Raw genomic sequence first — 26159 nt, 5'->3', positions numbered from 1 at the left:
CGTTTTCCTCAGCAATCCAGCGGGTTGGTTTTTTCGGGGTCGATACCAAAGGTCTTGAGCGCGTCGGTCAATACCTTGGGTTTCAGATCACCGGATTCCACCAGCGCGGACAGCGCGGAGTAGGCTACCCAGTAGCGATCCACTTCAAAGAAGTGACGCAGCTTGCGGCGGCTATCACTGCGGCCGAAGCCATCGGTGCCCAGAACTTTAAAGGTGCCGGGAACCCATTGGCGAATCTGTTCAGCAAAAAGCTTCATATAGTCGGTCGAGGCGATGACCGGGCCGCTGCGGTTGGCCAGGCTCTGCTCAACAAAACTCTGGCGCGGTTTCTTGGTCGGGTGCAGACGATTCCAGCGCTCCACATCCAGGCCATCGCGGCGCAGCTCGTTGAAGCTGGTGACGCTCCAGATGTCGGCGGTGACGCCAAAGTCATCCTTGAGGATGGTCGCCGCCTCGCGCACTTCGCGCAGAATCGTGCCGCTACCCATCAACTGCACATGCAGGTTGGCCGGCTTGCTGGCACCTTCCAGCAGGTACATGCCGCGCATGATGCCTTCTTCCACGTCCTTGCCCTTGGGCATGGGCGGTTGCACGTAAGCTTCGTTCATCACCGTCAGGTAGTAGTAGACGTTCTCCTGGTCTTCCATCATCCGCCGCGCACCCTCGCGGATAATCACCGCCAGCTCGTAGCCATAGGTCGGGTCATAGCTGCGGCAGTTGGGAATGGTGGAGGCGAGGATGTGGCTGTGACCATCCTCATGCTGCAGGCCTTCGCCGTTCAAGGTCGTGCGCCCGGCGGTGCCGCCGATCAGGAAGCCTTTGGCGCGGCTGTCGCCAGCGGCCCAGGCCAGATCGCCGATCCGCTGGAAGCCGAACATCGAATAGAAGATGTAGAACGGCAGCATCGGTTGGTTGTAGGTGCTGTACGCGGTCGCCGCAGCGATCCAGCTGGACATGGCACCGGCTTCGTTAATGCCTTCCTCGAGAATCTGACCTTTCTTGTCCTCGCGGTAGAACATCACCTGGTCCTTGTCGACGGGCTCGTACAATTGCCCGACGGAGGAGTAGATGCCGAGCTGGCGGAACATGCCTTCCATACCAAATGTACGCGCCTCATCGGGCACGATAGGTACGATGCGCGAGCCGAGCTCCTTGTCCTTGACCAACTGCGAAATGATCCGTACGAAGGCCATGGTGGTGGAGATTTCGCGGTCGCCGCTGCCATCGAGGATCGCCTTGAGTGTGCTGAGCGGGGGGACTGGCACCTTGAAGCTTTCGGTGCGGCGCTGGGGCATATAGCCGCCAAGCTTTTCGCGGCGCGAATGCAGGTATTTGTATTCGGCACTGCCTTCTTCGGGCTTGAAGAAGGGGAGCTTTTCCAGGTCTTTGTCGTTGACCGGAATGTCGAAGCGATCGCGGAATTTCTTCAGACTGTCGATATCGACTTTCTTGGTATTGTGCGCGGTGTTCTGACCCTGGCCTGCACCCGTACCGTAACCTTTGATGGTCTTGGCCAGAATAACCGTAGGCTGGTCCTTGTGATTGACTGCCTGATGGTAGGCGGCATACACCTTGTAGGGATCGTGACCGCCGCGGTTAAGCTTCCAGATCTCTTCGTCGGAGAGATCCTTGACCATCTCCTTGAGTTCCGGGCGGGTGCCGAAGAAGTGCTCGCGCACGTAGGCCCCATCGTTGGCTTTGTAATTCTGGTAGTCGCCATCCACGGCGTCTTCCATGCGCTTTTGTAACAGGCCGTCATGGTCTTGGGCGAACAGCGGATCCCACATGCGCCCCCAGATAACCTTGATCACGTTCCAGTCGGCGCCGCGGAAGCTGCCTTCCAGCTCCTGAATGATCTTGCCGTTGCCGCGCACTGGGCCATCCAGACGCTGCAGGTTGCAGTTGATGACGAAGATCAGGTTGTCGAGCTTCTCGCGTCCGGCCAGGGAAATGGCTCCTAGAGATTCTGGTTCGTCGGTCTCGCCATCACCGACAAAACACCAGACCTTCTGCTTGCCCGGCTCGATAAAACCGCGGTGCTCCAGGTATTTCATGAAGCGCGCCTGGTAGATCGCCTGGATTGGGCCCAGACCCATGGATACGGTGGGGAACTGCCAGAAGTCCGGCATCAGCCAGGGGTGAGGATAGGACGACAGGCCTTCGCCACCGGTTTCCTGACGGAAATTATCAAGCTGGTCTTCGCTGATGCGACCTTCCAGGAAGGCGCGGGCGTAAATGCCCGGCGAGGCGTGACCCTGGAAAAATACCAGATCGCCGCCGTGTTCTTCGGTGGGCGCCTTGAAGAAGTAGTTGAAGCCGATATCGTACAGGGTTGCGCTGGAGGCGAAGGTGGATATGTGCCCGCCCAGGTCCGGATCTTGCTGGTTGGTGCGCATGACCATCGCCAGCGCGTTCCAGCGTACCATCGAGCGAATGCGTCGCTCCATGAACAGGTCGCCGGGCATGCGTGACTCGTGACCAACCGGGATAGTGTTGCGGTAGGGCGTGGTAATGGCGTAAGGCAGCGGCGTACCACTGCGGCTGGCCAGTTCGCCCAGGCGCGTCATCAAGTAGTGCGCGCGGTCTTCACCTTCGTTGTCCAGTACGGATTCTAGCGAGTCCAGCCATTCCTGCGTTTCGAGGGGATCGATATCGTTTTGCTTCATGCGTCAGTTCTCCAGACCTTGTGGGCCTAATTCGCTGTGCGGGACTTGATAGTCTGTGACAACGAGCGGGGTGTGATAATTATAAGTACAGCGTAATAAATTGTTATGTAGTTTAACTACAAAAAAGTGTGTTTATCCATCCCTTTGTAAACTTATATGTAGTAATGCTACAAAATGACCGCGTAGTTCTCGCTGACTGTGCTTTTCCGCGGCCCGTTGCCGTGGCAAGCTGCGGCATTGCGTTTTCTACAGGATAGACCATGCCATTTTCCTCGCCTCTGCCATTACCCGAATCACTGCAACCTCTGATCCAGCACCACCAGGATCAGTGGCATGCTGCAATCACTCGCGCCGGGCTGAAAGATAGGTTGCCGGAATTAGGTGAGCAATTTGTCCAGGGTCTTGGTGTGGTGCTGGCGGGCAGTGATTTTGTCGCTGAGCAACTGCGGCGCGACCCATTGATGGCCTGGCGTCTGGTTGAAGATGATCTGCTCTGGCGTTCGCTTGGAAAAGACGACATGAGTCGTATGTTGGCCTTGGCCCTGGCAGCGGTTGACTCCGAAGACCAGCTTGCCCAGACGCTGCGCCGTTTTCGTCAGCAACAGCAGGTACGCATTATCTGGCGCGACTTGACGCGCATGGCGGCGACCGCAGAAACCACTCGGGATCTGTCCGACATGGCCGATGCCTGTATTGAGCAGTCCTACCAATGGCTATACACCCAGTCCTGTGTGGCGCTGGGGACACCTTCGGACGCGCAAGGCAAGGCGCAGCATATGGTGGTCCTGGGAATGGGTAAGCTGGGCGCTCAGGAGCTGAATCTGTCATCTGATATTGATCTGATTTTTGCCTATCCGGAAGCGGGCGAAACCCAAGGTGGCCGCCGCAGCCTATCCAACCAGGAGTTTTTTATCCGCCTCGGCCAACGGCTTATCAAGGCGCTGGATGTGATCACGGTCGATGGGTTCGTGTTTCGTGTGGATATGCGTTTGCGCCCCTATGGCGACAGCGGCGCGCTGGTATTCAGCTTTGATGCGTTGGAGCAGTACTACCAGAATCAGGGGCGCGACTGGGAGCGCTACGCCATGATCAAGGCGCGGGTAGTCGCAGGCGATCAAGCCGCTGGCGCCGAGCTGCTGGCGATGCTCAAGCCGTTCGTTTATCGCCGTTACCTGGATTTTGCCGCTATCGAGGCGCTGCGTAGCCTTAAACTGATGATCCAGCGTGAGGTGCAGCGCAAGGGGCTGCAAGATAACGTCAAGCTGGGGTCGGGCGGCATTCGCGAGGTCGAATTTATCGGTCAGGCGTTTCAGCTGATTCATGGCGGCCGTGACCGAGGTTTGCAGCAGAGACCAATATTGTCAGTATTGGATATGTTGGCAACCAACAGCTATTTGCCGGATGACGCGGTGGACGAGCTCAAAGGCGCCTATCTTTTCCTGCGCGACGCTGAGCACGCACTGCAGGCCTTGGATGATCGGCAGACCCAGATGCTGCCGACCGACGCGCAGAGCCAGCAACGCATTGCCTATGTCATGGGCTTTGCTGACTGGGATGCGTTCAGGGAGGCACTGCATTGCCAGCGTGAGCGGGTAGCGCGACATTTCGCTGCGGTGATTGCCGACCCGGACGAGGAGCATGACGAAGAGCTACCCCTGCATTCGGAATGGATGCCGGTCTGGGAAGGCTCGCTGGATGCACAGCAGCGCATCGAGCAGTTGCGCGAGGGCGGTTTCAATAAGCCTGAAGAGGCATTGCGGTTACTGCAAGGCCTGCAGGAGTCCGGTCGGGTTCGCTCCATGCAACGTCTAGGCCGGGAGCGTCTGGATGTATTTATGCCGCGTTTGCTGGGCATGGCCACTGAACAGGACAATGCCGACCTGGCGCTGGAGCGGGTCATGCCCCTGGTGGAGGCTGTGGCACGGCGCTCTGCCTATCTGCTGCTGCTGACTGAGAACCCCAGTGCGTTACGTGAGCTGCTGGTGCTGTGCTCGGCCAGTCCGTGGATAGCCGAACAGATAACCCGCTACCCGGTGGTACTCGATGAGTTGCTCAATGCCGGGCGTCTTTATCGTCCGCCAGAAACCGAAGAGCTGGTTGACGAGTTGCGTCAGCAGCTCATGCGCATCCCCGAGGATGATCTGGAACAGCAGATGGAAGTGCTGCGCTATTTTCGCCGCGCTCATGTGTTGCGCGTGGCCGCGTCCGAGATCGCCGGCACTTTGCCGTTGATGAAGGTTAGCGATTACCTGACTTGGATCGCCGAGGCCATTCTTCAGCAGGTTTTGCTGTTGGCGTGGCGAGAAATGACCCAGCGCCATGGCTTTCCCAAACGCGCGGATGGCAGCCTGTGCGAGATGGATTTTGTCATTCTCGGCTATGGCAAGGTCGGCGGCATCGAGCTTGGGCATGGCTCTGATCTGGATCTGGTGTTCATTCACGATGGCGATGCGGATGCGGAAACCGACGGCGTGAAGCCGATCGAAGGCAGCCGGTTCTTTACTCGTTTGGGGCAGCGCATCATTCATATGCTCAACACCCAGACCACCTCTGGTGCGCTGTATGAAGTAGATATGCGCTTGCGCCCCTCTGGTGAATCCGGGTTGCTGGTCAGCTCCTTGCAGTCTTTCGCCCGTTATCAGCGTGAAGAAGCCTGGACCTGGGAGCATCAGGCGTTGGTACGGGCCAGGGTGTTGGCCGGCTGCAAGCGATTGAGCCACCGCTTTCACGATTTGCGCACGGAAGTCCTGAGCCGCCCGCGTGATGAGGCCAAATTGCGCCAAGAGGTGGGTGGCATGCGCCATAAAATGCGCGACAACCTGGGTACCAAGGCAACGCGGGCCGGTTTTGATCCGTCTGCATTCACCGCAGAAGCGTTGTTTGATCTGAAGCAGGATGCTGGAGGTATCGTTGATATCGAATTTATGGTGCAATATGCCGTTCTGGCCTGGTCGTGCCGGTACCCCGAGTTACTGCGTTATACCGATAACATCAGAATTCTAGACGGGTTGCGTGATGCCGGACTGACCTCCGGTGAAGACGTGCAGCGCTTGCAGGAGGCTTACAAAGCCTACCGCGCCGCAGCCCATCGCCTGGCATTGCAGAAGCAGCCGGGCAAAGTCAGTGGCGACCAGTTCCATGATTTCCGACGTGGCGTCATCAATCTGTGGCAGAAATGGCTGCCGGAATGACACGCGATACCCGGGCGTTTCCCGGGTACGGCGACAGGGCAAGTCCGGGCCGGACATAATCAAGTTAAGAACAACCAATTAGATGGAGCGGGCTGCTATGTCGATGGCCGATCGTGATGGTGTTATCTGGTTTGATGGTGAAATGCTGCCGTGGCGTGAGGCCAATGTGCATGTTCTGACCCACTCCTTGCATTACGGCATGGCCGTATTTGAAGGTGTACGGGCTTATAGCACTCCCGATGGTACGGCGATTTTCCGCCTTGATGCGCATACCGACCGGTTGTTCGATTCGGCGCATATCATGGGCATGAAAATTCCTTTTACCAAGGAACAGTTGAATGAGGCCCAGCGCGCCGTAGTGCGCGAGAACAATCTCGAGACGGCTTATATTCGCCCGCTGGTTTTCTACGGCTCCGAGGGTATGGGTATCCGTGCCGACAACCTCAAAGTGCATGTGGCCATCGCTGCTTGGCACTGGGGTGCGTATATGGGTGAAGAAGCGTTGGAGCGTGGCATCAAGATACGCACCAGCTCTTTCACCCGTCACCACGTCAACATCACCATGACCCGGGCCAAGGCCAGCGGCGCCTACATGAACTCCATGCTGGCATTGCAGGAAGCGATTTCCGCTGGTGCCGATGAGGCATTGCTGCTGGACCCCGAAGGCTATGTTGCCGAGGGTTCTGGTGAGAACGTGTTTATTGTCAAAAAAGGCGTGATCTACACCCCTGAAGTCACCGCCTGCCTGAATGGCATTACTCGTAGTACGGTGTTGGCATTGGCGGCGGAGTTCAATATTCCGATCGTTGAGAAGCGTCTGACACGTGATGAGGTCTATATTGCAGATGAAGCCTTCTTCACTGGCACTGCAGCCGAAGTGACGCCGATCCGCGAGCTGGATAACCGCCAGATCGGTGAAGGCCGTCGTGGTCCGGTCACCGAGAAATTGCAGAAAGCCTATTTTGACCTGGTGACCGGTCAGAGTGGTGCGCATGCCGAATGGCGCACGCTGGTTAAATAAGTGGCAAGCGACAAGCTGCAAGCGGCAAGCACTGATAAATTGCTTTTAGGCTTGCAGCTTGAAGCTTGTGGCTTGAAGCTGCCCTTATGAATATTCTTATTGTAGGTCCCAGCTGGGTTGGCGATATGGTCATGGCGCAGACGCTGTTTGTCTGCCTCAAGTTGCGCCATGGCCCTGACTGTCAGATCGATGTGCTGGCGCCGGACTGGAGCCGGCCGATTCTTGAGCGCATGCCCGAGGTGCGCCAGGCGCTGAGTTTTCCGCTTGGGCATGGCGTGCTGGATATTGCCGTGCGCCGGCGGATCGGTAAAAGCCTGGCAGGCCGCTATGATCAGGCCATATTGCTGCCCAACTCCTTAAAATCTGCCCTGGTGCCCTTTTTTGCTGACATTCCCCAGCGAACCGGCTGGCGCGGCGAGATGCGTTATGGGCTACTCAATGACATGCGCGTGCTGGATAAACAACGCCTACCGCTGATGATTGAGCGTTTTATGGCGCTGGCCTATGAGCCTGATCATGAGCTGCAAAAGCCTTATCCGCGCCCCGGTCTGCAGATTGATTCTGTTACCCGAGACGCCGCTCTCGAGCGCTTTGGCCTGGAGCTGGATCGGCCGGTATTGGCGCTTTGCCCTGGTGCCGAGTTCGGCGAGGCGAAACGTTGGCCCGCAGAGCATTATGCCAAGGTGGCGGATCAGAAAATTCGCCAGGGTTGGCAGGTGTGGTTGTTCGGCTCTAAAAGCGATCACCCCGGCGGTGAAGACATCCGTCAGCAGTTGATTCCCGGCTTGCGTGAAGAATCGGTGAACCTGTCAGGTGAAACCACGCTGGCTGAGGCTATCGATTTGCTCTCCTGCGCCAATGCGGTTGTCAGCAATGACTCAGGGCTGATGCATGTAGCCGCAGCGCTGGATCGGCCACTGGTGGCGGTTTACGGTTCTACCTCGCCGGACTTTACGCCGCCATTGGCAAGCCAGGTAGAAACGGTGCGCTTGGGGCTGGACTGCAGCCCGTGTTTTGATCGTACCTGCCGTTTCGGTCATTACAATTGCCTGCGTGATCTGCGTCCGCAGCTTGTCATTGATGCGCTGGATCGCCTGGTGAGTGAACCCCTGGCCGACCCGCAGGCCCTTTGAGCATGCGCGTACTGCTGATCAAAACGTCGTCCATGGGGGATGTTATCCATACCTTGCCGGCGCTGACTGACGCGCGCCGTGCCATCCCCGATATTCAGTTTGACTGGGTGGTGGAGGAGGGCTTTGCCGAGATTCCTGCCTGGCACCCGGCGGTGGCCGAGGTCATACCCGTGGCCATCCGCCGCTGGCGCAAGCATCCGTTGCAGACCTGGCGCAGTGGTGAGTGGGCGCGCTTCAAGGAGCGACTTTCCACCACTCGCTACGACCTGATCATAGACGCCCAAGGTTTGTTGAAGAGCGCCTGGCTGACCCGCTACGCCCAGGGCATTGTAGTCGGTCTGGACAAGACCTCTGCCCGCGAGCCGCTAGCCAGCCGCTTTTATGACCAGAGCTGCGACGTGCCCTGGGGGCAGCACGCGGTAGAGCGCGTACGGCAGCTGTTCGCCCAAGCGCTGGGGTATCGGCTGAGTAAGAACGGCGCCGACTCCGTGGGCGATTACGGCCTCAACCGGGCCTATCTGGCGGGCGAAATTACCGATCAGCCTTACCTGTTGTTTTTCCACGGTACGACTTGGACGACCAAGCACTGGCCGGAGTTATACTGGCGGGAGCTGGCCGAACAGGCAGTTGCTGACGGGCTTTATGTGCGTCTGCCCTGGGGTAACCCTGCGGAAAAGGCCCGCGCCGACCGAATTTCCGAGGGGCTTGAGCGCGTGCAGGTGCTACCGAAACTGTCGCTGGCCGGTATGGCGCGAATGGTGGCGGGCGCCTCGGCTTGTGTTGCAGTGGACACCGGGTTAGGGCATCTCGCTGCGGCGTTGGATGTGCCTACGTTGTCGCTATTTGGACCGACCAATCCGATATTGACCGGCGCCTATGGCGCTTCACAAGTGCATTTGTCCAGCGATTTTCCCTGCGCGCCCTGCTTGCAGAAGTCCTGTCATTACCAGCCTACCCCCGAAGACGCGCGCAAGTTCGATCTGCGCCGCGAGCAGCCGCTGTGTTTTACTCGGCTGAATCCGCGGCACGTCTACCTGCAATTGCAGTCCCTGCTGCTTGAAGAGAGGTTGATCTGATGCAGCTGGCTTTTGTGCTGTATAAATATTTTCCCTACGGCGGCTTGCAACGCGACTTCATGCGCATTGCCAGAATCTGCCAGCAGCGCGGCCATCAAATACGCGTGTATACGCTGATCTGGGAGGGTGATATTCCGCCAGGCTTCGAGGTGCTGGTCGCGCCAGTCAAGGCCTTCTCCAATCACCGGCGTAATGAAAAGTTCAGCGCCTGGGTGAACAAGGACCTGGCGCGCAGGCCGGTTGATCGTCTGGTCGGTTTCAACAAGATGCCCGGTCTGGACGTATATTACGCAGCAGACCCCTGTTTTGAAGACAAGGCGCAAAACCTGCGTAACCCGCTGTATCGATACTGGGGGCGTTACAAACACTTTGCCGAATACGAACGGGCGGTGTTTTCGCCAGCGGTGCGCACAGAGATATTAATGATCTCCGAGGTGCAGAAACCGCTATTCATGAAGCACTACCGTACACCGGAAGAGCGCTTTCACCTGTTACCGCCAGGTATTGCTGCAGACCGGCGGGCGCCGCCCGATGCAACAGTGCAGAGGAAGGCCTTTCGCGCCGAGTTTGCCCTGAAAGACACGGATCTTTTACTCTTGCAGGTAGGTTCAGGTTTCAAGACCAAAGGCCTGGATCGCTCTATTGCGGCGTTGGCCAGCTTGCCTGAGCAACTGCGCCAACGTACGCGCCTGATGGTGATCGGTCAGGACGATGCCAAGCCATTTCAACTGCAGGCGCGCGCCGCCGGCGTGAGCGATCAGGTGCTGTTTCTAAAGGGCCGTGACGACGTACCGCGGTTTTTGCTGGGTGCTGATCTGTTGATCCATCCGGCTTATAACGAAAATACTGGCACTGTGCTGCTTGAGGCGCTGGTCGCCGGACTGCCAGTGCTGGTCACTGATGTATGTGGCTACGCCCATTATATTGAGGAGGCCGACTCTGGCCGTGTGGTGCCCAGCCCCTTTCAGCAACAGCAGCTGAATGAGATGCTGAAGCAGATTTTACAGGACGATCAGGTCCGGCGGCGCTGGCATGAGAACGCCCTGGATTTTGCTGATCGCGCCGATCTGTATAGCCTGCCAGAGAAGGCTGCAGCCGTGATTCTTGGAGAGAGCGTTTGACCCTTAGACTATCAGAGCCGTTCGCCAGCCTGTGGGCAAACCATGATCCCTTTGTGGCAGTGGAACAGTTACAGGGTGAGGTGTTTCGCGAGCTGGAAGCGCGCCGTACCTTGCGCACTGAAGTGCGCGGCAAAGGCTACTTTGTGAAGATTCATCGCGGGGTAGGCTGGGGCGAGATTGCCAAGAACTGGCTGACCCTGAAACGCCCCGTGTTGGGCGCGGATCAAGAGTGGAAGGCAATTGAGGCGCTGACGGCGGCTGGCGTGCCAACCATGACGGCGGTAGCTTACGGTGAGCGTGGCGCCAATCCCGCGACCAGGCACTCCTTTATCATCACCGAAGAGCTCGCGCCGACCATTAGCCTTGAAGATTACAGTCGCGATTGGCCGATCATGCCGCCGCCCCCCGCGCTAAAAAGGGCGCTGATTAACGAGGTGGCGAATATGACCCGGCGTATGCACCAAGCCGGGGTCAATCACCGCGACTGCTATATCTGCCATTTTTTACTGCATACCGATCAGCAGCCGAGCGCGGAACAGTTCAGGTTATCGCTGATCGATCTGCACCGGGCCCAGATCAGGCCCGCGGTGCCGCGCCGCTGGCGCGATAAGGATTTAGCCGGGTTGTATTTCTCTGCACTGGCTATCGGCCTGACCCGGCGCGATAAACTGCGCTTCCTGCAAACCTATTTCGCCCGTCCGTTGCGCGAGGTATTGGCCAGTGAAGCAAGGCTGCTGACTATGCTGGAGCAAAAGGCGGCAAAGTTGCAGGCGCGCTTCGAGCGCAAGTACGCCCAAGGTGATGCTGCATGACGGGTTGGACGCTTAATCCTGAATACGCCACTGGAGTCAGTGGCGAGGTCTTTGCCGACCTGGATACTGTGTTTGCCCTGGAAGGCGAAAAAATCACCAGCGACCCCATCAGCACTGTGCACAAGGTCTGGGTCGGTGGCCGGTTTTATTATGTGAAGCGTTATACCGGCGCCGGCAAGAATCTCAGGCGTTATATCGGCCGGCCGCGTATTCAGGCGGAATGGGAAAACCTGCTCAATTTTCATGCCTGGGGGATTCCCTCGGCGACCGTGGTCGGCTTTGGCCTTGAGCGCCTTAACGGTGCGTTTTTACGCGGCGCACTGATTACCGAGGATCTGTCCAACACAGCTGATCTGGCGCAGATCGCTCGCGGTGGCGATCCACGGTTCGCCAATCGCCTTTGGGTTAACCATGTATCGCGCCAGGTAGCTCACGCCACGCGAATGATGCACGATCAGAAATTCGCTCACAATGATCTGAAATGGCGAAATATTCTGGTTAATCAGAAGCCTTTCCCGGATGTATTTATGATCGATTGCCCCAGTGGCAGTTTCTGGTGGGGGCCGGTGCTTGAGTACCGCATCATCAAGGACTTGGCGTGCCTGGATAAACTGGGCAAGCAGGCACTGTCTGCGACCCAGCGGCTACATTTTTACAAGGATTACGCTGAATGTGCACGCCTGTCGCCGGCAGATAAAAAACGCATCCGCGCAGTAGTGAACTATTTCCGGGGGCGCGAATGAGTCGGTCTGCTTTTATTGCGGTCAATGCGAGGGACGTTCTGGCGCGAAACGGTCTGGACAGCTTTGAGACGCTTTGGGCTTACCAGTGCTCCAGCGACCAGACCCTACTCACGCGGGGCACCGGTTGGAAAAAGGTCGTGCGGCTAGAGCTCAAAGACGCCAACGGCGATGCTCAGAGCTTTTATCTCAAGCGCCAGGATGACCAATTGGTGCGCCATGCGCTGCGCCCTTTGGGGGAAGCCAGTTTCGCCCGCGAGTTTCGTGCAATTCAGCGCTTCGCGCACCTGGGTATTCCTGCGCTGGAGGCAGCGTTTTTTGACCAGCGAGGCGTTAAGGGCCACCGCCAGGCGATTCTGCTTACCCGTGCGCTCGATATCTACAAGCCTCTGACCTTCTGGTACGAGCGTTGGGAGCAACTTGCCTGGGGCGACCGGCAGGACCTGATTCTGGCCGCCGCAGCGCTGGTTCGTGCGCTGCACAACGCGGAAAGGATGCACAATAATTTGTACCCCAAGCATATTTTTCTCAAGCTTGATGACGACGGTGCAGGGGCGCGTTTGATTGACCTGGTAGAGACTCGCCCTGCCTGGTTTGGTCAGCGCGATAAAATCCGTGATTTAAAGAGCCTGCTGCGCGAGAGTGGCGTCGCCACGCCCGGGCAGAAACTACGCTTCTTTTTAGCGTATCTGGGCCGCCAGCGGCTGGATGAGCCGTCGAGGCAACTGTTGCACCGCATCATTGCGGGTCGCACACGCCGCCGGTAACCCATGTGTTCAGTCACACCCGATTTCGGGCCTCACTTTTTAGTTTGATCATGATAGGGACCGAGAATGATCCAGGAGTATTTTGCCCCTCAGGGCGCAAGGGAGCTGCTTGCTCAGCATGGGCTGGATAATTTTGCTGCGCTTTGGGCCTTGCAGCTGGATGCGGTAGATGCACCCAATACCAGCCGTGGTGGCTGGAGCAGCGTATATCGGTTGGAGTTAACGGATGCCGAGGGCGTCGCCCGCGGATTTTATCTTAAGCGCCAGGACAATCATTTGACTCGCAGCTTGAGGCACCCCCTTGGGGAACCTACGTTTGCCCGCGAATTCCGTGCCATCAAGAGCTATGCCGGTCAAGGTATCCCCGCTTTAAAGGCGGTGTATTTTGCCCAGCGGCGCCTCAATGGTCACCGGCAAGCGCTGTTGTTGACTGAAGCGCTGGATGGATACGAACCGCTGAGTACCTGGTTTCAATCTTGGCAAGGCCTGGGCTGGCGCGGAAAACAAAGGTTGATTCTAGCTGCTGCCAAGTTGATCAGGTCGCTTCATCAGGCGGGCAAGGTCCACCAGTGCTTGTACCCCAAGCATGTGTTCTTGAAGGTCGATGATCAGGGCGCTGATGCCCGCTTGATTGATCTGGAAAAAACCCGTCGCGCCTGGTTTGGCCAGGCAGATTACGTGGCCGATCTTGGCTCGTTCAGCCGCCGGAGCGGGGCGCCAAGTCGGACTGAGAGGCTGAGGTTTATATTGGCATACTTGCAAAAGAGCCATCTGGATAACGAAGCGAAGGCTTTTATCATCCGTATCCAGAAGCGCATAGAGGCGAAAGAGCGCAGATGATGCCAACCACCCTTGCTGCGCTGGCCGCTGGCGGACGCGCTCCGGTGTTGCCGGCATTGCTGGCTACCCCCGCAGGGGAAATATCGCTGCAGCATTGGTTACGGGTGTTGCCCGGCAAGCGCCTGGTGGCTGCCGGTGAGCTTAACGGGCGGGCGGTAGTGGTTAAGCTGTTTATATCCCGTAGCGCCAGTCGGCATGCGCAGCGGGAGCTGGATGGCCTGCTGGCGTTAAAGGAGGCTGGTATTGCAACACCCGATATCGTGGCCAGTGGCGAGCTGGAGCTTGGTAGCCGGTTTATTTGCACTGATTATCTGCAAGGTTCAAACAACTTGCAGCAAATCTGGGACGAGATGGATGATCGACCGGCTGGCAGTGCTTCAGCGCTCGATTTCCTGGGTCAGGCGCTGGGCAGTATTGCCGCCATGCACCGTGCCGGCCTGGCGCAGACGGATCTGCATTTGGGCAACTTTCTGCTGCAGGGCGAACAGCTTTACGTGATCGACGGCGACGCAATCGAGCTGGTCAGCCCTGGTCAGCCCCTGGCGTCGCGGCAGGCAGAAGATAATCTAGCCATTTTTTTTGCTCAGCTGGATCGCTCGTGGGACGAGTATGTCGAACTGCTGCTGATCCATTACCTTCAGATCAATGCTGAGCGCGCACTCAACCCAGATCGTATTGCTGAACAAGTGCGGCGGGTTAGAGCGCAGCGGCTGGCTGATTGGCTACGCAAGGCCGTGCGTGATTGCAGTTTTTTTCAGGTGAAGCGCAACTGGTGGCGATTTTCTGCGGCGGTGCGAGCCCGTGCCGCAGACCTGCACCCACTGTTGGATGCGCCGGACTCGCCGTTCGAGCAAACCCCCCAGCTAAAAGACGGCGGCAGCAGTAGCGTTACGCTGACCCAGTTAGACAGCGGTAGCGTCGTGATCAAGCGCTACAACATCAAAGGGCTTGGCCATTGGCTGAGCCGTTTCTGGCGCCCCAGCCGCGCCTGGCATTCATGGCTGGCGGCGCAACGTCTGCAGTTTTTGCGCATTCCCACGCCCGCGCCACTGGCGATGATTGAAAGCCGTTTCGGCCCTTTACGTCGCCGCGCCTGGCTGATCTGCGAATATTGTCCGGGTCAGAATTTGCTCGAGCTTTTCGGGGTTGACGGCCAAATCGAGCCCTCTGTGCCACAAGGCGAGGCACTGCTGCTGCTGCTGCGGCAACTGGCCGAGGCGCGTATCAGTCATGGTGACTTCAAGGCTACCAATCTGCTTTGGCACGATGAAAAAGTGTGGTTGATCGATCTCGATGGCATGCTGGCGCACAGCAGCGAGGCCGCCTGGCATCAAGCTTGGCGTATTGACCGTGCGCGTCTGTTACGAAACTGGCCTGCGAGCAGTCCGCTGGCGCGTTGGCTGGACGCACATCTTCCTTGAGCGCGACGCCGACGAAAGTAACGGTTGTGAAATTAAGGGATGACACATAATCAGGGTTGGCGACAGTTTTGCTGCATAGGGGTATCGTCTAACAACCTATCTCTGGACGAGATTTGAATGAAAATCAAACGGGTACTGACGAAATGGCTGTTCATGCTCAAGCACGGACGTCGGCCTGCACGTACAGAAATCGATCTCGTTCTCGCAGCGGACAATCGTAAGAAGCTGATAGCCACGCACATTATCGGCGTCACCGGTAGTGCAGGTAAAAGTTCAACCAGCGCCTTGCTGTTTTTCTTGTTGGGTTCTCGCTATCGGACTGCGGGTTCCATTTTGCACAATGCGCTCAAGGATATTGCCCAGAGGCTGATCGAAGTCACCTCTGAAGACCAGTACCTAGTGGTTGAAATGAGCGGGCATGAGCCGGGCGCCTTGGCCAGCGGTTGCGCTCTGGTCCAACCGTGTATGGCTATCATCACCTCGGTATCCAGTGATCACTTTGCCAACTTTCGCAGTCTCGAAGCTACTGCGCAGGAAAAGAGCGTGCTTGCCAGTGCGGTCAGTGCATCTGGTATGGTCTTTCTCAATCTGGATGATCCGTTGGTAGCGAGTATGGCGGGGGCGACTCAGGCACAGGTGATGACTTTTGGCCTTGCAGAAAAGGCCGACTATCGGGCGCTGAACCCGTTGGTCGACCCCCAGGGACGGTTGAACTTTACCTGTGCGCATGCTGATCAGCGCGTCGAGTTCGATATCGGCCTGCCTGCGTTACATTTCGTTTCTGCTGCTTTGGCGGCAATCGCCTGCGCGCATCAGGCGGGCATTTCCCTATCCGAATTGGCCGAGCGTGCTCGGCTGTTTCACGGCCTTCAGGGCCGTTGCTCGGTGCATCCGATCACCCATCAGCGTCAGCTTATCTGCGATACCGTGAAAGCGCCTTATCCAACTCTGGAGCTGGCATTTGGTGTGTTGAACGCGTTTCAAACGGCGCCGCGCAAGACGATAGTGTTGGGTAATATGTCTGATTACGCAGGAGCTTTCAGTCCCAAATTGCGCAAGGCTGTCAAGATTGCGCTTGCCTATGCTGATCGTGTTCTGGTTTTCAGACCGCCGCATGAAATAACCCGGTTGATCGAGACCTACGGTCCTTCGCGTGTCATCGTCCTTGATTCTTTGGAAATGCTCAGGGAGGAGCTGGAAGCGGATATTCTCGAGGGCGAGGTAGTGCTGTTAAAGGCATCTAGCGTTAATCGGTTGGACGCGTTGGTAAACACGTATACGACAGAGCACGGTGAGTCTGACGCACAGACAGACCATTGCGCGAGCGTGCTCACAGCATGGGCGCAATGTTGCGCCGATATGGAAGGCGGGCTCGTTCGGTTGATCCCACGCAATCCTGGCTGAGCTATGATGCCTGTCGTCATGCCCTATTATCCTTCAGGGAGCTGATTCTTGTTGCAGGCAATATTGTTCAACGATACTTCTTATGATGACCACCACGGCTGCCAATTGGTTATCAGGCAAATTCGGGCTCTGGCGACGGAGGCCGGTATGCATATTGCTCATGCCTCGCCAGTGCGCCATGACTGGACCAAAGACCGGTTTTTACTTGAGCGTGTAGCCGAGGCTGACGTGTGTATCGTCAATGGTGAAGGTACGATGCATGACGATGCGCCGGCAGCCATGATGCTTGGGCGTCTGGCACGTCATTGCCGTAAGCTGGGTATTCCCTGCGTATTGATTAACTCGGTGTGGCAGAACAACCAACAGTTGACCGAGTTCGCTGGCGATTTCTCGCAAATCTTTGTTCGGGATGACTTGAGCCGGGAGGCGCTTGAGTTAGCGGGCGTTGCCTCTGAAGTGGTACCCGATCTGACACTGTCATTTCGTCCTGCGGTGGGCGGCCTGGTCCGCCACGGGCTGATAATCAACGGCAGTGTGTTGAAGTCGGTTCAACAGCAACTGTGGGAGACGTTGAGTCAGCTTCCTTCTGATATGGACGTGCGCTACCTGAGTATCCGTACTATCCCCCCACTGCGCCACGGGAGCGAAGGTCGCTTCTTTTTCAAAAGTTTAAAGGCCAATGCCAAAATGCTACGCCATAGGCTGGGCAGCCGGTTAGGCCGCCATCCTGATGCCTCGTCTTCCAGGGGGCTAGGTCGTTTGCGCTGGCGGTACTCGGTACAGTCGACGGCAGATTTTCTGCGTACCATCAGTGCTGCGGAAGGTGTGGTTACCGGACGCTTTCATATGGCGACACTGTGCATGATAACGGGAACGCCGTTCATGGCCCTCAGCTCGAATACCCATAAAATTGAAGGCTTGTTGAAGCAGGCGGGGTTATCGGGCCGTCTGTGCGAAAGCTATACCGAGGGCCTGTCCAGATTGCCCGCGCAGCCCTATAGCGAAGCCGAAAGGGCTGGTCTGGAGCGATTTCTTGAGCACTCGCTGGCAGCGGCGAAGCGGATGTTTGCCGGTATTGCCAGATTAGCCAGCGATGCGCAGAACAAGTGACATCTGGTCAGCCTGGCTTGCCCGCATTAAGTTGCCTGATTCGCTTTACCCATATGGCTTTTTGACGCTCCAGCCAGGATTGGCGTGCAGGTTTGGCGCAGAGCCGAGCCGTAAGCTGAGGAAAGAGTGAGAGGCGGCCATTGCGCGCGGCGGAGCTAATCAGGTCCATGGCTGACCCCCTTTCGCCTCTATTGCTCAAGTCAATGTCCAGGAGCATGTCTTCGCTGAAGCTGTTATCAAGAAACATATCGGGAATCCTCCCGGTTTCTGCGAGGAACATGGCTTTACTGCGGCTGCATTTGGAGCATACCCCGCAGTTGTCTGGACGGATTTTACGTTTTTTACAGAAGCTCACACACTGCAACGCCATCTCGTTTGTGCTTAGTGCTGCCAGTTTTTCCGGGCGTCCCAGATCTATGTCCAATGTGTTGATATGAAACTGGCTGCTGGCGAACAAGGGGTTGGTCAGCGAGCTGGTGCCCCATGGACAGATCAGCATTTCGATCTGCCTCGTGCAATCGGCCGCAATACTGCCGCTGCGATAGCGGTCTTCCAAAAGAAATAGCGAGCCGAACAGCTGAAATCCGTGTCCGCAATCGCCGTGCGTACCATAACGAGCCATGATCTCCGCCGCATTTGATCTGACGATGTAATGCTCATTGATCGCCAGGTCCCGAAGGGGGCGTGTTTTGGCAAGCAGTGCGTTGAAGCGAACCGTGTCGTCAGCATCGTAGTCCATGCCCTGAATGGTCAGCGCCGCCACCTGAGTGCCTTTGTGAAGATAATGAGTTAACAGCGCGTAGGTCGAGTCTGCTCCTCCGGAATAGAGCATGATTTCGCCTTGCTGGTGTGCATAGGCAGTTTCTGTTGGATGCTCTGCACTTACCTTGATGATATGAAATAAATCGGGCCGCCAAGCAAACCAGATTTCAATGAGCTTTTTGGCGTTCGACAGAGCAGTAGGGCTTACCTGCCCAAGAATGTGCAGATCCCGGTTCAAGCTCATGGCTATAGGCAAGCAGATCCATAGCGCGAAGGTATTGCTGATGCCGGAAAAATCATCGCGTCCCTGCACTTCCAAGTCTATTTCAAAACAGTCGGCCTGCAGTTTGATTTGCCCTTGATCAAAAAGAGTATTGATAGTTAGCGGGATTTGGTTGCCAATCATGTTTCATTCCGGGAATGGAAAGGTGGTTTAGATCTATGACATGCAAAGATAGATCGCGTTCCAGGGTTGGCAGGCATTGGTGAGCTTAGACGGATCCTCAATGCATGTTTACAGCGTGCAAGGTTGTTGTTAGCGTGAGCAGTATTGCTTGAAGTAAGCCCCCTTTGATTAAAAACAGCGACTGATTAAAGCTGATGTAGAGGCATCCCGTTTGAATTTTGACTTGTTTGAGCGCAACTTTCAGAGTGCGAGTGGTCCCGTATTTATTCTCGCTTCCGGCCCGTCGGCCGCCAACTTTCCGTTAGAACAGTTCCCCTCCATCCCGGTCATCGCGATGAATGGTTCGATTCTCAAATGTGAGGCGGGTGCCGTGCGGCCTACTTTCTACCTGTGCGATGATCCGAGTTTCGTTGAGGCACGACCCATGTTGGCGGCCAAGGGGGTCGATCAAGCTGCGTGCACGGCTATGACGGCTGATTGCTATGAACAGTTGGCCTCGCTGGTGCCGGAGTGCCTTGAAGCAAGACATCTCTACCTCATGTCACGATTAAATCGCCGCAATCGCCGGGCCATTATGTCGGATAAACGATTTGCCTGGTCTATACGAAAAGACCCGCATTTGCATAGTCATTTCTCTCTCTTGCATGCCAAGCCAAACCGAGTAGGGTTCAGCACCAACATGGCAAAAGGCTATTTCGGCTCCAGGACTATCCCTTTCGCGGGGCTACAATTGGCCTGCCACCTAGGGTTCAATCGTGTTTTTCTGCTTGGTGTTGATCTCAATCCCTCCGCTGGCAGGTTTTATGAACAAGGCGATAGCGCCTTGCCTAGTACCTTGGACAGGGATTATGAGGACTACATTCTTCCCAGTTTTCGCTTTATGTCAGAAAGGATAGTCGCTCCAGGGCGTTTTGAAGTATTCAATCTCTCAAATAATAGTCGCCTTCCGGCTTCAATCGTGCCGCGTCTATCGCTTGCGGAGTTGCATGCGTGGGTGGGAGAGTCAACTAATGACGTCTCCGTTCTGGCGCGGGGCGCTGATTCGCACTGATACTGCTGTTCCGAGATGAGACCTGCTAAGGCTATACTAGTGACCTTGCGTTAATACTAAATACTGGCCGGTGTCGCCCAGGCCTTGGTTTTGCACCTTCGCCATCGGGCTATGCGGCCCGCTTACAACCAATAAGAGGCAAATCAGTGGCACTGACAATTCTCGGACTCTCCGGCGCACTCAGCCATGACCCTTCAGCCGCGCTGTATATCGACGGCAAGCTGATAGCTGCTGTAGAAGAAGAGCGCTTTGTGCGTGACAAACACGCCAAGAATCGCATGCCTTACGAGTCGGCTAAGTTCTGTCTGGAACAAGCCGGCATTACGCCTGCTGATGTGGATATCGTCACCATTCCATTCGCGCCCATTAGCATTTTCGGCAAGGCCCGCTGGCATTACGCCAAGCGCTATTGGTACGCGCCTGATCGCTCGCTAGATGCGATCCTGATGGGCAATCGGCGGTTCAATCGCTATCGCAAGAAGATCCTCTGGTGCCTTGAGCAGTTGGGCTTTGATGCGAAAAAAGTCCGTCTTGAGCCGGTCGAACACCATCTGGCTCACGCCTCCAGTGCTTATCACTGCTCCGGTTTTAAGGAAAAGACCGCGATCATGGGCATCGACGGCAAGGGTGAATATGCCACGACCTTCTTTGGCTATGGGGAGAACGGCAAGATTCACAAGATCAAGGAGTTCTACGACCCGGATTCTCTCGGTGGTCTGTATGGCGCGCTGACCGAGTACCTGGGTTTTGAAATGCTCGACGGCGAATTCAAGGTTATGGGCATGGCGCCCTATGGCGACGCGGCCAAGTACGATTTTTCCCGGTTGGCCAAGTTCGAGAATGGCGAGCTGATCATCAATACCGATTACGCCAACGTGATTGGCTTCCGGCGTTACAAGGAGAAAGGCAAGGGCTTTTACTTCTCACCCAAGCTGATCGAATGGCTGGGCCCCAAGCGTGAAGGGGATATCGCCGACGACCCCTACATCCACTATGCCGCCAGCATGCAGGCGTTGTTTGAAAAGCTCTCGCTGGAAATGATGGATTACTACCTCGGCGATATTTTGCGCGAAACCGGCAAGCTCGCGTTTGCCGGTGGCTGCGCACTGAACGTCAAGCTGAATCAACGCATTATTGCCCGCCCGGAAGTCAAGGAGTTGTTCGTGCAGCCTGCCTCCGGCGACGCCGGCACCGCTGTTGGTGCGGCGGCATATATTTCCGAGCAGAACGGCGTGCCGGTGGAGAAGATGGAGCACGTCTATCTCGGCCCCAGCTACAGCAACGAAGATGTCATCGCCGCCTGTGCCCGTCACCCGAACAAGCCGCAATGGAAGCTGATCGAAGACGCTCCCGAATATATCGCTGATATTCTGGCTGAAGGTAACCCGGTGGCCTGGTTCCAGGGGCGCATGGAGTTCGGGCCGCGTGCTCTGGGTGGCCGCTCGATTATTGGTTGCCCCAGCGTGGCGGGTGTGGCCGATCGTATCAACGCGCAGATCAAGTTCCGCGAACGCTGGCGCCCATTCTGCCCGTCGATGCTCGATACCGTCGCACCGCAGATGTTGGGGATCGATCACCCGTCGCCCTTTATGACCTTCACCTTTGAAGTGAACGACGAATGGAGACGCCGCGTGCACGAAGTCGTCCACGAGGACGGCACCGCCCGTGCCCAGGTGCTCAAGCGCGAATATAATCCGCGCTACTATGATCTGATGACCCACTTGGAGCGCTTGACCGGCAACGGTGTGGTGCTCAATACCTCGCTCAATCGCCGTGGCGAACCTATGGTGTGTTCACCAAAAGACGCGCTGGATATGTTCTTTGGATCGGATCTGGAGTATCTGATCATGGAGGACGTGTTGGTGGTGAAGGCTTGATTGAGATGCTGAAGGGCTCGGCTGCAGGACGGGTCCTGCAGTTCTGTCATGGTTATGATGGCCCGTTTCTGGATTGTGCGCGGCAGTACGCCGCGCTCTTTGATGGAACCGGCTATCAGGTTACTACGGTGTTTCTGACGGGCAAGAAAGATCAGGATGTGGCAGAAAAGTGCCATTCTGCTGAAGTCATTTTTATGGAGTACCGCTCTGCCGCCATCCGCGGTCTGAAGCTTAAGGCTATTCGCGACCTGCGCCGGATCGCCAGTGAACGGGATTTCAGCCTGTGCATAGCCCATCGCTCTAAGCCGACCTACATTGCTTGTCTGGCTACTGGCCTCCCGGTTATTGGTATTCATCATGCTTTTGGCGATTTTGAGCGTTTCGGCCGCAAGTTGTTTGCCCGACTCTTTCGCCAGCGCCTGCATCTGCTGGCGGTATCTAATGCGGTAAGAGATGACATCCGCCGCTGTCTGCCAGACTGGCCGGAAGAACGAATTCAGACGTTGTACAACCGTATCGATATCGAGACGGTACGCAGCGCCCAAGTGACTCGAACAGAAGCGCGGCTAGCATTGCACTTGCCGGCGGATGCCTGGATCGTAGGCAACGTCGGGCGGCTGCATCCGGATAAGGATCAGACTACTTTGCTTAAAGGGTTCGCCCTTGCGTTGCCTGATCTGCCAGAGCATAGCCTGCTGGTGATTATCGGCGACGGACGGCTTGCCGAGTCGCTCAAGCGTCTTGCGAACACTCTGCAAATCGCCGATAAGGTACTCTTTCTGGGGCAGGTGCCCAGCGCACGAGATTTCTTCAAAGCGTTTGATCTCTTTGCCCTGACTTCAGACCATGAGCCCTTCGGTATGGTACTGCTTGAGGCCATGGCGGCGGGCGTGCCGGTCGTCTGCAGTGATTGTGGCGGAGGGCCCGAGGTGGTATCGGGGCATGGCCAATTGTTCACATTGGGTGACGCAGAGGCGCTCGCCCAATGCCTGGTCACCGCCTCGGTTGCCGAGCCTGCGGTCGTTGCCCGGCAACGACAAATCGCAGCGGAGATATTGCATCAACAATTTTCCGATGCTGCAGCCAGGAAGCGCTTCTGGCCTCTGTCCATGGCACTCCCTGTCAAATAGAATTTGGTTTATGAGTCCTACAACAATGAACCCACCGAGCATCCGTTTTGTCATTCCCTATTTCGGCCGCTGGCCATTCTGGATGCGGTTCTTTCTTGAGGGTTGCCGACGCAATCCAGACATCGACTGGTTGCTATTTACTGACTGCGGAATACCCGAAAATGCGCCGGAGAACGTCCGTTTCATTGAGTTGAGCTTCGCGGCCTATTGTCAATGGGTGTCCGCGCGGCTGGGTATCAATTTCCATCCTGAGCAAGCCTACAAGCTCTGTGATATCAAGCCTGCACTTGGGTATATCCATGCTGACGAACTGGAAGGTGTGGACTTCTGGGCCTTTGGCGATATTGATGTGATTTATGGTGATCTGCGCCGTTACTTCACCGCCGAGCGCCTGGCGAAAAAGGATCTGTTCGCCACTCACCATAGGCGCATCTCGGGCCATCTATGTCTGCTGCGTAACACCGCACGCATGCGCGAAGCGTTCATGCGCATTCCGCATTGGCAGCAACGTTACGCCAATCCGATGCATCAGGCACTGGACGAGGGGGCCTTCAGCCGTGTATTTATTCGCCATAAAAACTGGCCGGAGAGCCTCAGGCTGTTCCTTGCCAGATTCAATGTCTGGAGCCGACGCAGTGAGTTCGTTGAATCCCACAGCACGTTCACTCTCCTGGCTGATGGACGTCGGGTGGTTGCCAAGCGTTGGTTTCTGCAAGAAGGTCGTTTGACCAATAGTGATATGGGCGATACCGAGTTGCCCTACCTACACTTTCTCGTTTGGAAGAATGAACGGTGGACAGCACACCTGCCGGACGGCCTGCTGGGGCCAAAAGAGTTGGCCTTTTCATCTAGCTGGGAAGTAAGTGAGGCGGGCTGGCGGAAGTCTGATTTATGAGTTCGCCGCATTCGCAAGCGCCTCCGTTGATCTCGGTGATAGTGCCTTGCTACAACTACGCGGAGTATGTGGGAGAAGCAGTACGTAGCGTATTGGCTCAAGATCATGAAAGCTTTGAGTTGATTGTGGTTGATGATGGGTCGTCCGATGACAGTGTCGAGGTCATCAAGAGCGCCATTGCTCAGTGGCAGCCTACCAGTTTAGTGAGGCGGGTAGAGCTAGTCTGTCAGCGCAATGCGGGTGTCAGCGCCGCGCTGAATTCCGGGCTTGCAAAGGCTCAAGGCCAGTTCATAGCAACATTTGACGCCGACGACGTGATGCCTGCTGGCAGGCTCAAAGTGCAGGCCGAGTACCTTCTAGAGCATCCTGAAGTAGGCTGTCTTGGCGGCGGTGCAGTCCGTATTGATGAGACCGGTCAAAGGCTGCCCAAAAAGGATAAAAAACGCGCGGTACGACGTTATGATTTTGCCCAGGCGCTTGCAGATGCTCTGGTTGTGGGCGGCAATATTGCAATCTTTCGGCGCGAAGCAATTGATCTGGCTGGAGGCTATGATCCCGAGATCAAGATCCAGGATTTTCAGATGACGCTCAAGGTGGCTCATGCAGGCTACGTTATCGATATTTTACCTCAGATAGTCACTCTTTATCGTAAACATCCTGCCAGTCTGTCCAGCAATTATCGTCTGGAATATGAAAGCGGCCTGCAGGTTATCGAAGCTTATGCAGATCACCCGGCTTATGCATCCGGGCGCGCCAAGTTGGTAATCAAGGCTCTGCGTAGCGCCGTAACAGACGACAAGGCATTAGCCTGGTCGCTGGTCCGCCAGGTACCTCTAAAATATTGGGATGCTCAGTTGCTCAGGCGCTTGCGACATCTGCTATTCAAAAAGGCTCAGGTCCGGCAGCGTTAGCTGCCCGACAGGCCATCATTATTGTATCGGAGGAGGTCATTGGTCATTAAGCGGCAAAGGCGAAATAGGCACTTTCAGCTCTGGTTGACTCGTTGGTTGGGGCTGGGAATATTGTGGTTCCTGGTGGGAATGGTGCTGTTTTCGAGCCATAAGCCTTACCGTCAGGGCCTGATATTTCTCTATTGGCTACCGGTGGTCATACTGCTTGCTAGTCGTTGGCCTATGGTCCGAGAGCTATGGCAGCGCGCTTGGCCGCTTATTACTGCCTTAGGGGTGCTGATTGCCTGGGCAGCGCTGAGCCTGTTGTGGAGCCCAGATGATGACGTAGTGCGGCAGCTCAAGCGTTTGTTGTTTGTGGTGCTGTTTCTCTTTGGTTTTGCATTCTTTGGCCTGTTGCGTCCGGAAAGCACCAATGGCTTGTTGCGCCTGGCTTGCCACTTGCTCGCATTGAGCTGTCTGATAGCACTCGTGATCCAGTATGCGGGGGGGGACTTCACCCATCGCGCTGGTGGTCTTGGCCAGCTTGAGCATCCGATTCTGGGCGGCTATGCAATCGCGGTAGCGGCATTGATGCTGGCATTTTTACCTCATCCTAAGTATCGGGGCCTCTGGGTCGCAAGTTTGATAGTCATGTTAGCTTTGATAGTAATGACTCAAAGCCGTGGTCTCTGGGTCGCACTGTTGTCTGCGCTGATTGCCATGGCCGTGCTGCGTGGAGGACGCGCTATTTGGGCGGTAGCCGGGCTGCTGTTAGTGGTAGCGACCGTCGGTTTCGTGCAATTCCAGGAAGTTATTTTGGCGCGCGGGATGTCTTATCGCCCGGAGATATTCCAAGCCAGTTTGGAGATGATTCTACAGCGCCCCTGGCTGGGTCTTGGGCTGGGCGGCAGCTACGAACTCAAGCTGGCCAGCACGGAAACGCTGATGCCACATAGTCATAATTTGTTCACGCACGTAGCCATAGAGCTGGGATTAATAGGTCTTGCACTGTGGCTTGCTGTTTGGGGCTGTGTTTTGCATGCGGCATGGCAATGTCGAGAGCAGGCGTTTGGCCGGGGATTGTTGGCAGTGATGCTGTTTTGCACTGCCGCGCAGCTTTTTGACGGTGGCCAGCTGTGGGATTCGCCCCGCGCCGATTGGTTCTTTACCTGGTTACCCGTTGGCTTGGGGCTGTTTCTGCTCACTGGCCGACCTCCCCCCGCTTCTCAACCACAGACGTCGGGTCGATTCAGGAGTGAAAAAACGCCCTGACCCGAGGATGGACTAGCGCCCAGTCCTCCTCATAGCGCAAGAGATGCTGATAGTTTCTTGCGCGCAACCCTTTTGATAGCGGTTTGCCCAGGCAGCGCATGTCCGATATGTCAATTAGTCCAAGGGCGCCGTCAGGTGTTCTGACGATATTGCCCAGGTGCAATGACCGGAAATACACACCCAGATCATGCAGTGTAGAGATAAAGCTGGCGAGGTCTGCAAACAGCTCTATCTGTTCGAGAGTAGGTTGCTCATTGAGTAACTGGCGTAATGTCGTGCCTTCCAATGGCTGATAGTGGACTATCGAGCGATAGGGATCGCTCATTTGATAGAGACCCAGCACGACAGGACAGCGGATGCCGAGCCGATGAAGCTCGGTCGCATTGGCCGCGAAACGTTTTGCAGGAGGATAGAATGCGGTCTTGGAAAACCAGCTCTTGCGCCGAAACAGTTTTAGAAATGTCCCGTCGCGCAGTTGCAGCACCTTCTCGCCGTAGCGGTCCTTTTCCAGAACCTTCGCGCCCTGTGACCGAGCTTCAAACTCTTCGCGGCTTAGTTTGTTCACGTCGATTTC

General features: G+C 56.3%; 21 protein-coding genes. 18 read left to right on the top strand and 3 right to left on the bottom strand.

All coding sequences use genetic code 11. From position 1 onward, the window contains the following. Positions 1-8: 8 nt before the first annotated feature. Positions 9-2666, bottom strand: coding sequence for a pyruvate dehydrogenase (acetyl-transferring), homodimeric type (gene aceE / locus K787_RS0103590; RefSeq protein WP_022961424.1), 2658 nt, complete (start codon positions 2664-2666; stop codon positions 9-11). A 260-nt stretch (positions 2667-2926) separates the two neighbouring features. Here aceE and glnE point away from each other — a divergent pair, with 260 nt between their 5' ends. The 12 genes from glnE to K787_RS0103530 all read left to right on the top strand — a co-directional run bounded on the left by glnE (position 2927) and on the right by K787_RS0103530 (position 17302). Continuing rightward, positions 2927-5857, top strand: coding sequence for a bifunctional [glutamate--ammonia ligase]-adenylyl-L-tyrosine phosphorylase/[glutamate--ammonia-ligase] adenylyltransferase (glnE, locus tag K787_RS0103585; RefSeq protein WP_022961423.1), 2931 nt, complete (start codon positions 2927-2929; stop codon positions 5855-5857). Between the two features lie 97 nt (positions 5858-5954). Further along, complete coding sequence (locus tag K787_RS0103580) at positions 5955-6878, top strand: branched-chain amino acid transaminase (protein WP_022961422.1); 924 nt, start codon at positions 5955-5957, stop codon at positions 6876-6878. A gap of 86 nt (positions 6879-6964) precedes the next feature. Further along, positions 6965-8011 (top strand): lipopolysaccharide heptosyltransferase II, encoded by a 1047-nt coding sequence (gene waaF, locus K787_RS0103575; protein ID WP_022961421.1) that lies wholly within the window; start codon positions 6965-6967, stop codon positions 8009-8011. A 2-nt stretch (positions 8012-8013) separates the two neighbouring features. Further along, positions 8014-9087 (top strand): lipopolysaccharide heptosyltransferase I, encoded by a 1074-nt coding sequence (gene waaC, locus K787_RS0103570; protein WP_022961420.1) that lies wholly within the window; start codon positions 8014-8016, stop codon positions 9085-9087. Beyond that, positions 9087-10208: a glycosyltransferase family 4 protein gene (locus K787_RS0103565; protein ID WP_022961419.1), complete on the top strand. Its 1122-nt coding sequence runs from the start codon at positions 9087-9089 to the stop codon at positions 10206-10208. The genes waaC and K787_RS0103565 overlap by 1 nt, the downstream gene beginning before the upstream one ends. Next, positions 10205-11020: a lipopolysaccharide core heptose(I) kinase RfaP gene (rfaP, locus tag K787_RS0103560; RefSeq protein ID WP_022961418.1), complete on the top strand. Its 816-nt coding sequence runs from the start codon at positions 10205-10207 to the stop codon at positions 11018-11020. Before K787_RS0103565 ends, rfaP begins: the two co-directional genes overlap by 4 nt. Next, entirely contained in the window at positions 11017-11763 is a 747-nt protein-coding gene (locus K787_RS0103555; protein WP_022961417.1) for a lipopolysaccharide kinase InaA family protein, read from the top strand. The genes rfaP and K787_RS0103555 overlap by 4 nt, the downstream gene beginning before the upstream one ends. Further along, positions 11760-12527 carry a lipopolysaccharide kinase InaA family protein gene (locus K787_RS0103550; RefSeq protein ID WP_022961416.1) on the top strand — a complete coding sequence of 256 codons (768 nt, stop codon included), beginning with the start codon at positions 11760-11762 and terminating at the stop codon, positions 12525-12527. The genes K787_RS0103555 and K787_RS0103550 overlap by 4 nt, the downstream gene beginning before the upstream one ends. A 66-nt stretch (positions 12528-12593) precedes the next feature. Continuing rightward, the gene (locus tag K787_RS0103545) at positions 12594-13367 is read left to right on the top strand and encodes a lipopolysaccharide kinase InaA family protein (RefSeq protein ID WP_022961415.1); all 774 of its coding nucleotides are present in this window, start codon (positions 12594-12596) and stop codon (positions 13365-13367) included. Next, positions 13364-14788 carry a lipopolysaccharide kinase InaA family protein gene (locus K787_RS0103540; RefSeq protein ID WP_084671920.1) on the top strand — a complete coding sequence of 475 codons (1425 nt, stop codon included), beginning with the start codon at positions 13364-13366 and terminating at the stop codon, positions 14786-14788. Before K787_RS0103545 ends, K787_RS0103540 begins: the two co-directional genes overlap by 4 nt. A 117-nt stretch (positions 14789-14905) precedes the next feature. Next, on the top strand, positions 14906-16192 hold the full coding sequence (locus tag K787_RS0103535; protein WP_022961414.1) for a Mur ligase family protein: 1287 nt from the start codon (positions 14906-14908) through the stop codon (positions 16190-16192). Between the two features lie 147 nt (positions 16193-16339). Then, the gene (locus K787_RS0103530) at positions 16340-17302 is read left to right on the top strand and encodes a polysaccharide pyruvyl transferase family protein (protein WP_152486779.1); all 963 of its coding nucleotides are present in this window, start codon (positions 16340-16342) and stop codon (positions 17300-17302) included. 7 nt (positions 17303-17309) lie between these two features. Here K787_RS0103530 and K787_RS22050 read toward each other — a convergent pair whose 3' ends face one another. After that, complete coding sequence (locus tag K787_RS22050) at positions 17310-18470, bottom strand: hypothetical protein (protein WP_022961412.1); 1161 nt, start codon at positions 18468-18470, stop codon at positions 17310-17312. Between the two features lie 211 nt (positions 18471-18681). Between K787_RS22050 and K787_RS22045 the strand changes: the two genes are divergently transcribed. The 6 genes from K787_RS22045 (at position 18682) to K787_RS22040 (ending at position 25585) form a co-directional block, all read left to right on the top strand. Then, positions 18682-19521, top strand: coding sequence for a WaaZ-like lipopolysaccharide core biosynthesis protein (locus tag K787_RS22045; protein WP_022961411.1), 840 nt, complete (start codon positions 18682-18684; stop codon positions 19519-19521). Positions 19522-19667: 146 nt separating this feature from the next. Further along, the gene (locus K787_RS0103515) at positions 19668-21398 is read left to right on the top strand and encodes a carbamoyltransferase family protein (protein ID WP_022961410.1); all 1731 of its coding nucleotides are present in this window, start codon (positions 19668-19670) and stop codon (positions 21396-21398) included. Between the two features lie 5 nt (positions 21399-21403). Further along, entirely contained in the window at positions 21404-22528 is a 1125-nt protein-coding gene (locus K787_RS0103510; protein ID WP_022961409.1) for a glycosyltransferase, read from the top strand. 10 nt (positions 22529-22538) lie between these two features. Next, on the top strand, positions 22539-23423 hold the full coding sequence (locus tag K787_RS0103505) for a DUF6625 family protein (RefSeq protein ID WP_235801895.1): 885 nt from the start codon (positions 22539-22541) through the stop codon (positions 23421-23423). Then, positions 23420-24334 (top strand): glycosyltransferase family 2 protein, encoded by a 915-nt coding sequence (locus K787_RS0103500; RefSeq protein ID WP_022961407.1) that lies wholly within the window; start codon positions 23420-23422, stop codon positions 24332-24334. Before K787_RS0103505 ends, K787_RS0103500 begins: the two co-directional genes overlap by 4 nt. A 132-nt stretch (positions 24335-24466) precedes the next feature. Further along, complete coding sequence (locus K787_RS22040; protein WP_161785932.1) at positions 24467-25585, top strand: O-antigen ligase family protein; 1119 nt, start codon at positions 24467-24469, stop codon at positions 25583-25585. Here K787_RS22040 and K787_RS22035 read toward each other — a convergent pair. Further along, the gene (locus K787_RS22035; protein ID WP_022961405.1) at positions 25563-26150 is read right to left on the bottom strand and encodes a BUD32 family EKC/KEOPS complex subunit; all 588 of its coding nucleotides are present in this window, start codon (positions 26148-26150) and stop codon (positions 25563-25565) included. The two genes, K787_RS22040 and K787_RS22035, sit on opposite strands and share 23 nt — an antisense overlap. Positions 26151-26159 lie beyond the last annotated feature (9 nt).

Source organism: Halopseudomonas pelagia CL-AP6 (genome assembly GCF_000410875.1).
Lineage (GTDB): Bacteria > Pseudomonadota > Gammaproteobacteria > Pseudomonadales > Pseudomonadaceae > Halopseudomonas > Halopseudomonas pelagia.
The sequence above is the reverse complement of the archived record's forward strand: the minus strand, read 5'-3'. Positions and strand labels throughout refer to the sequence as shown.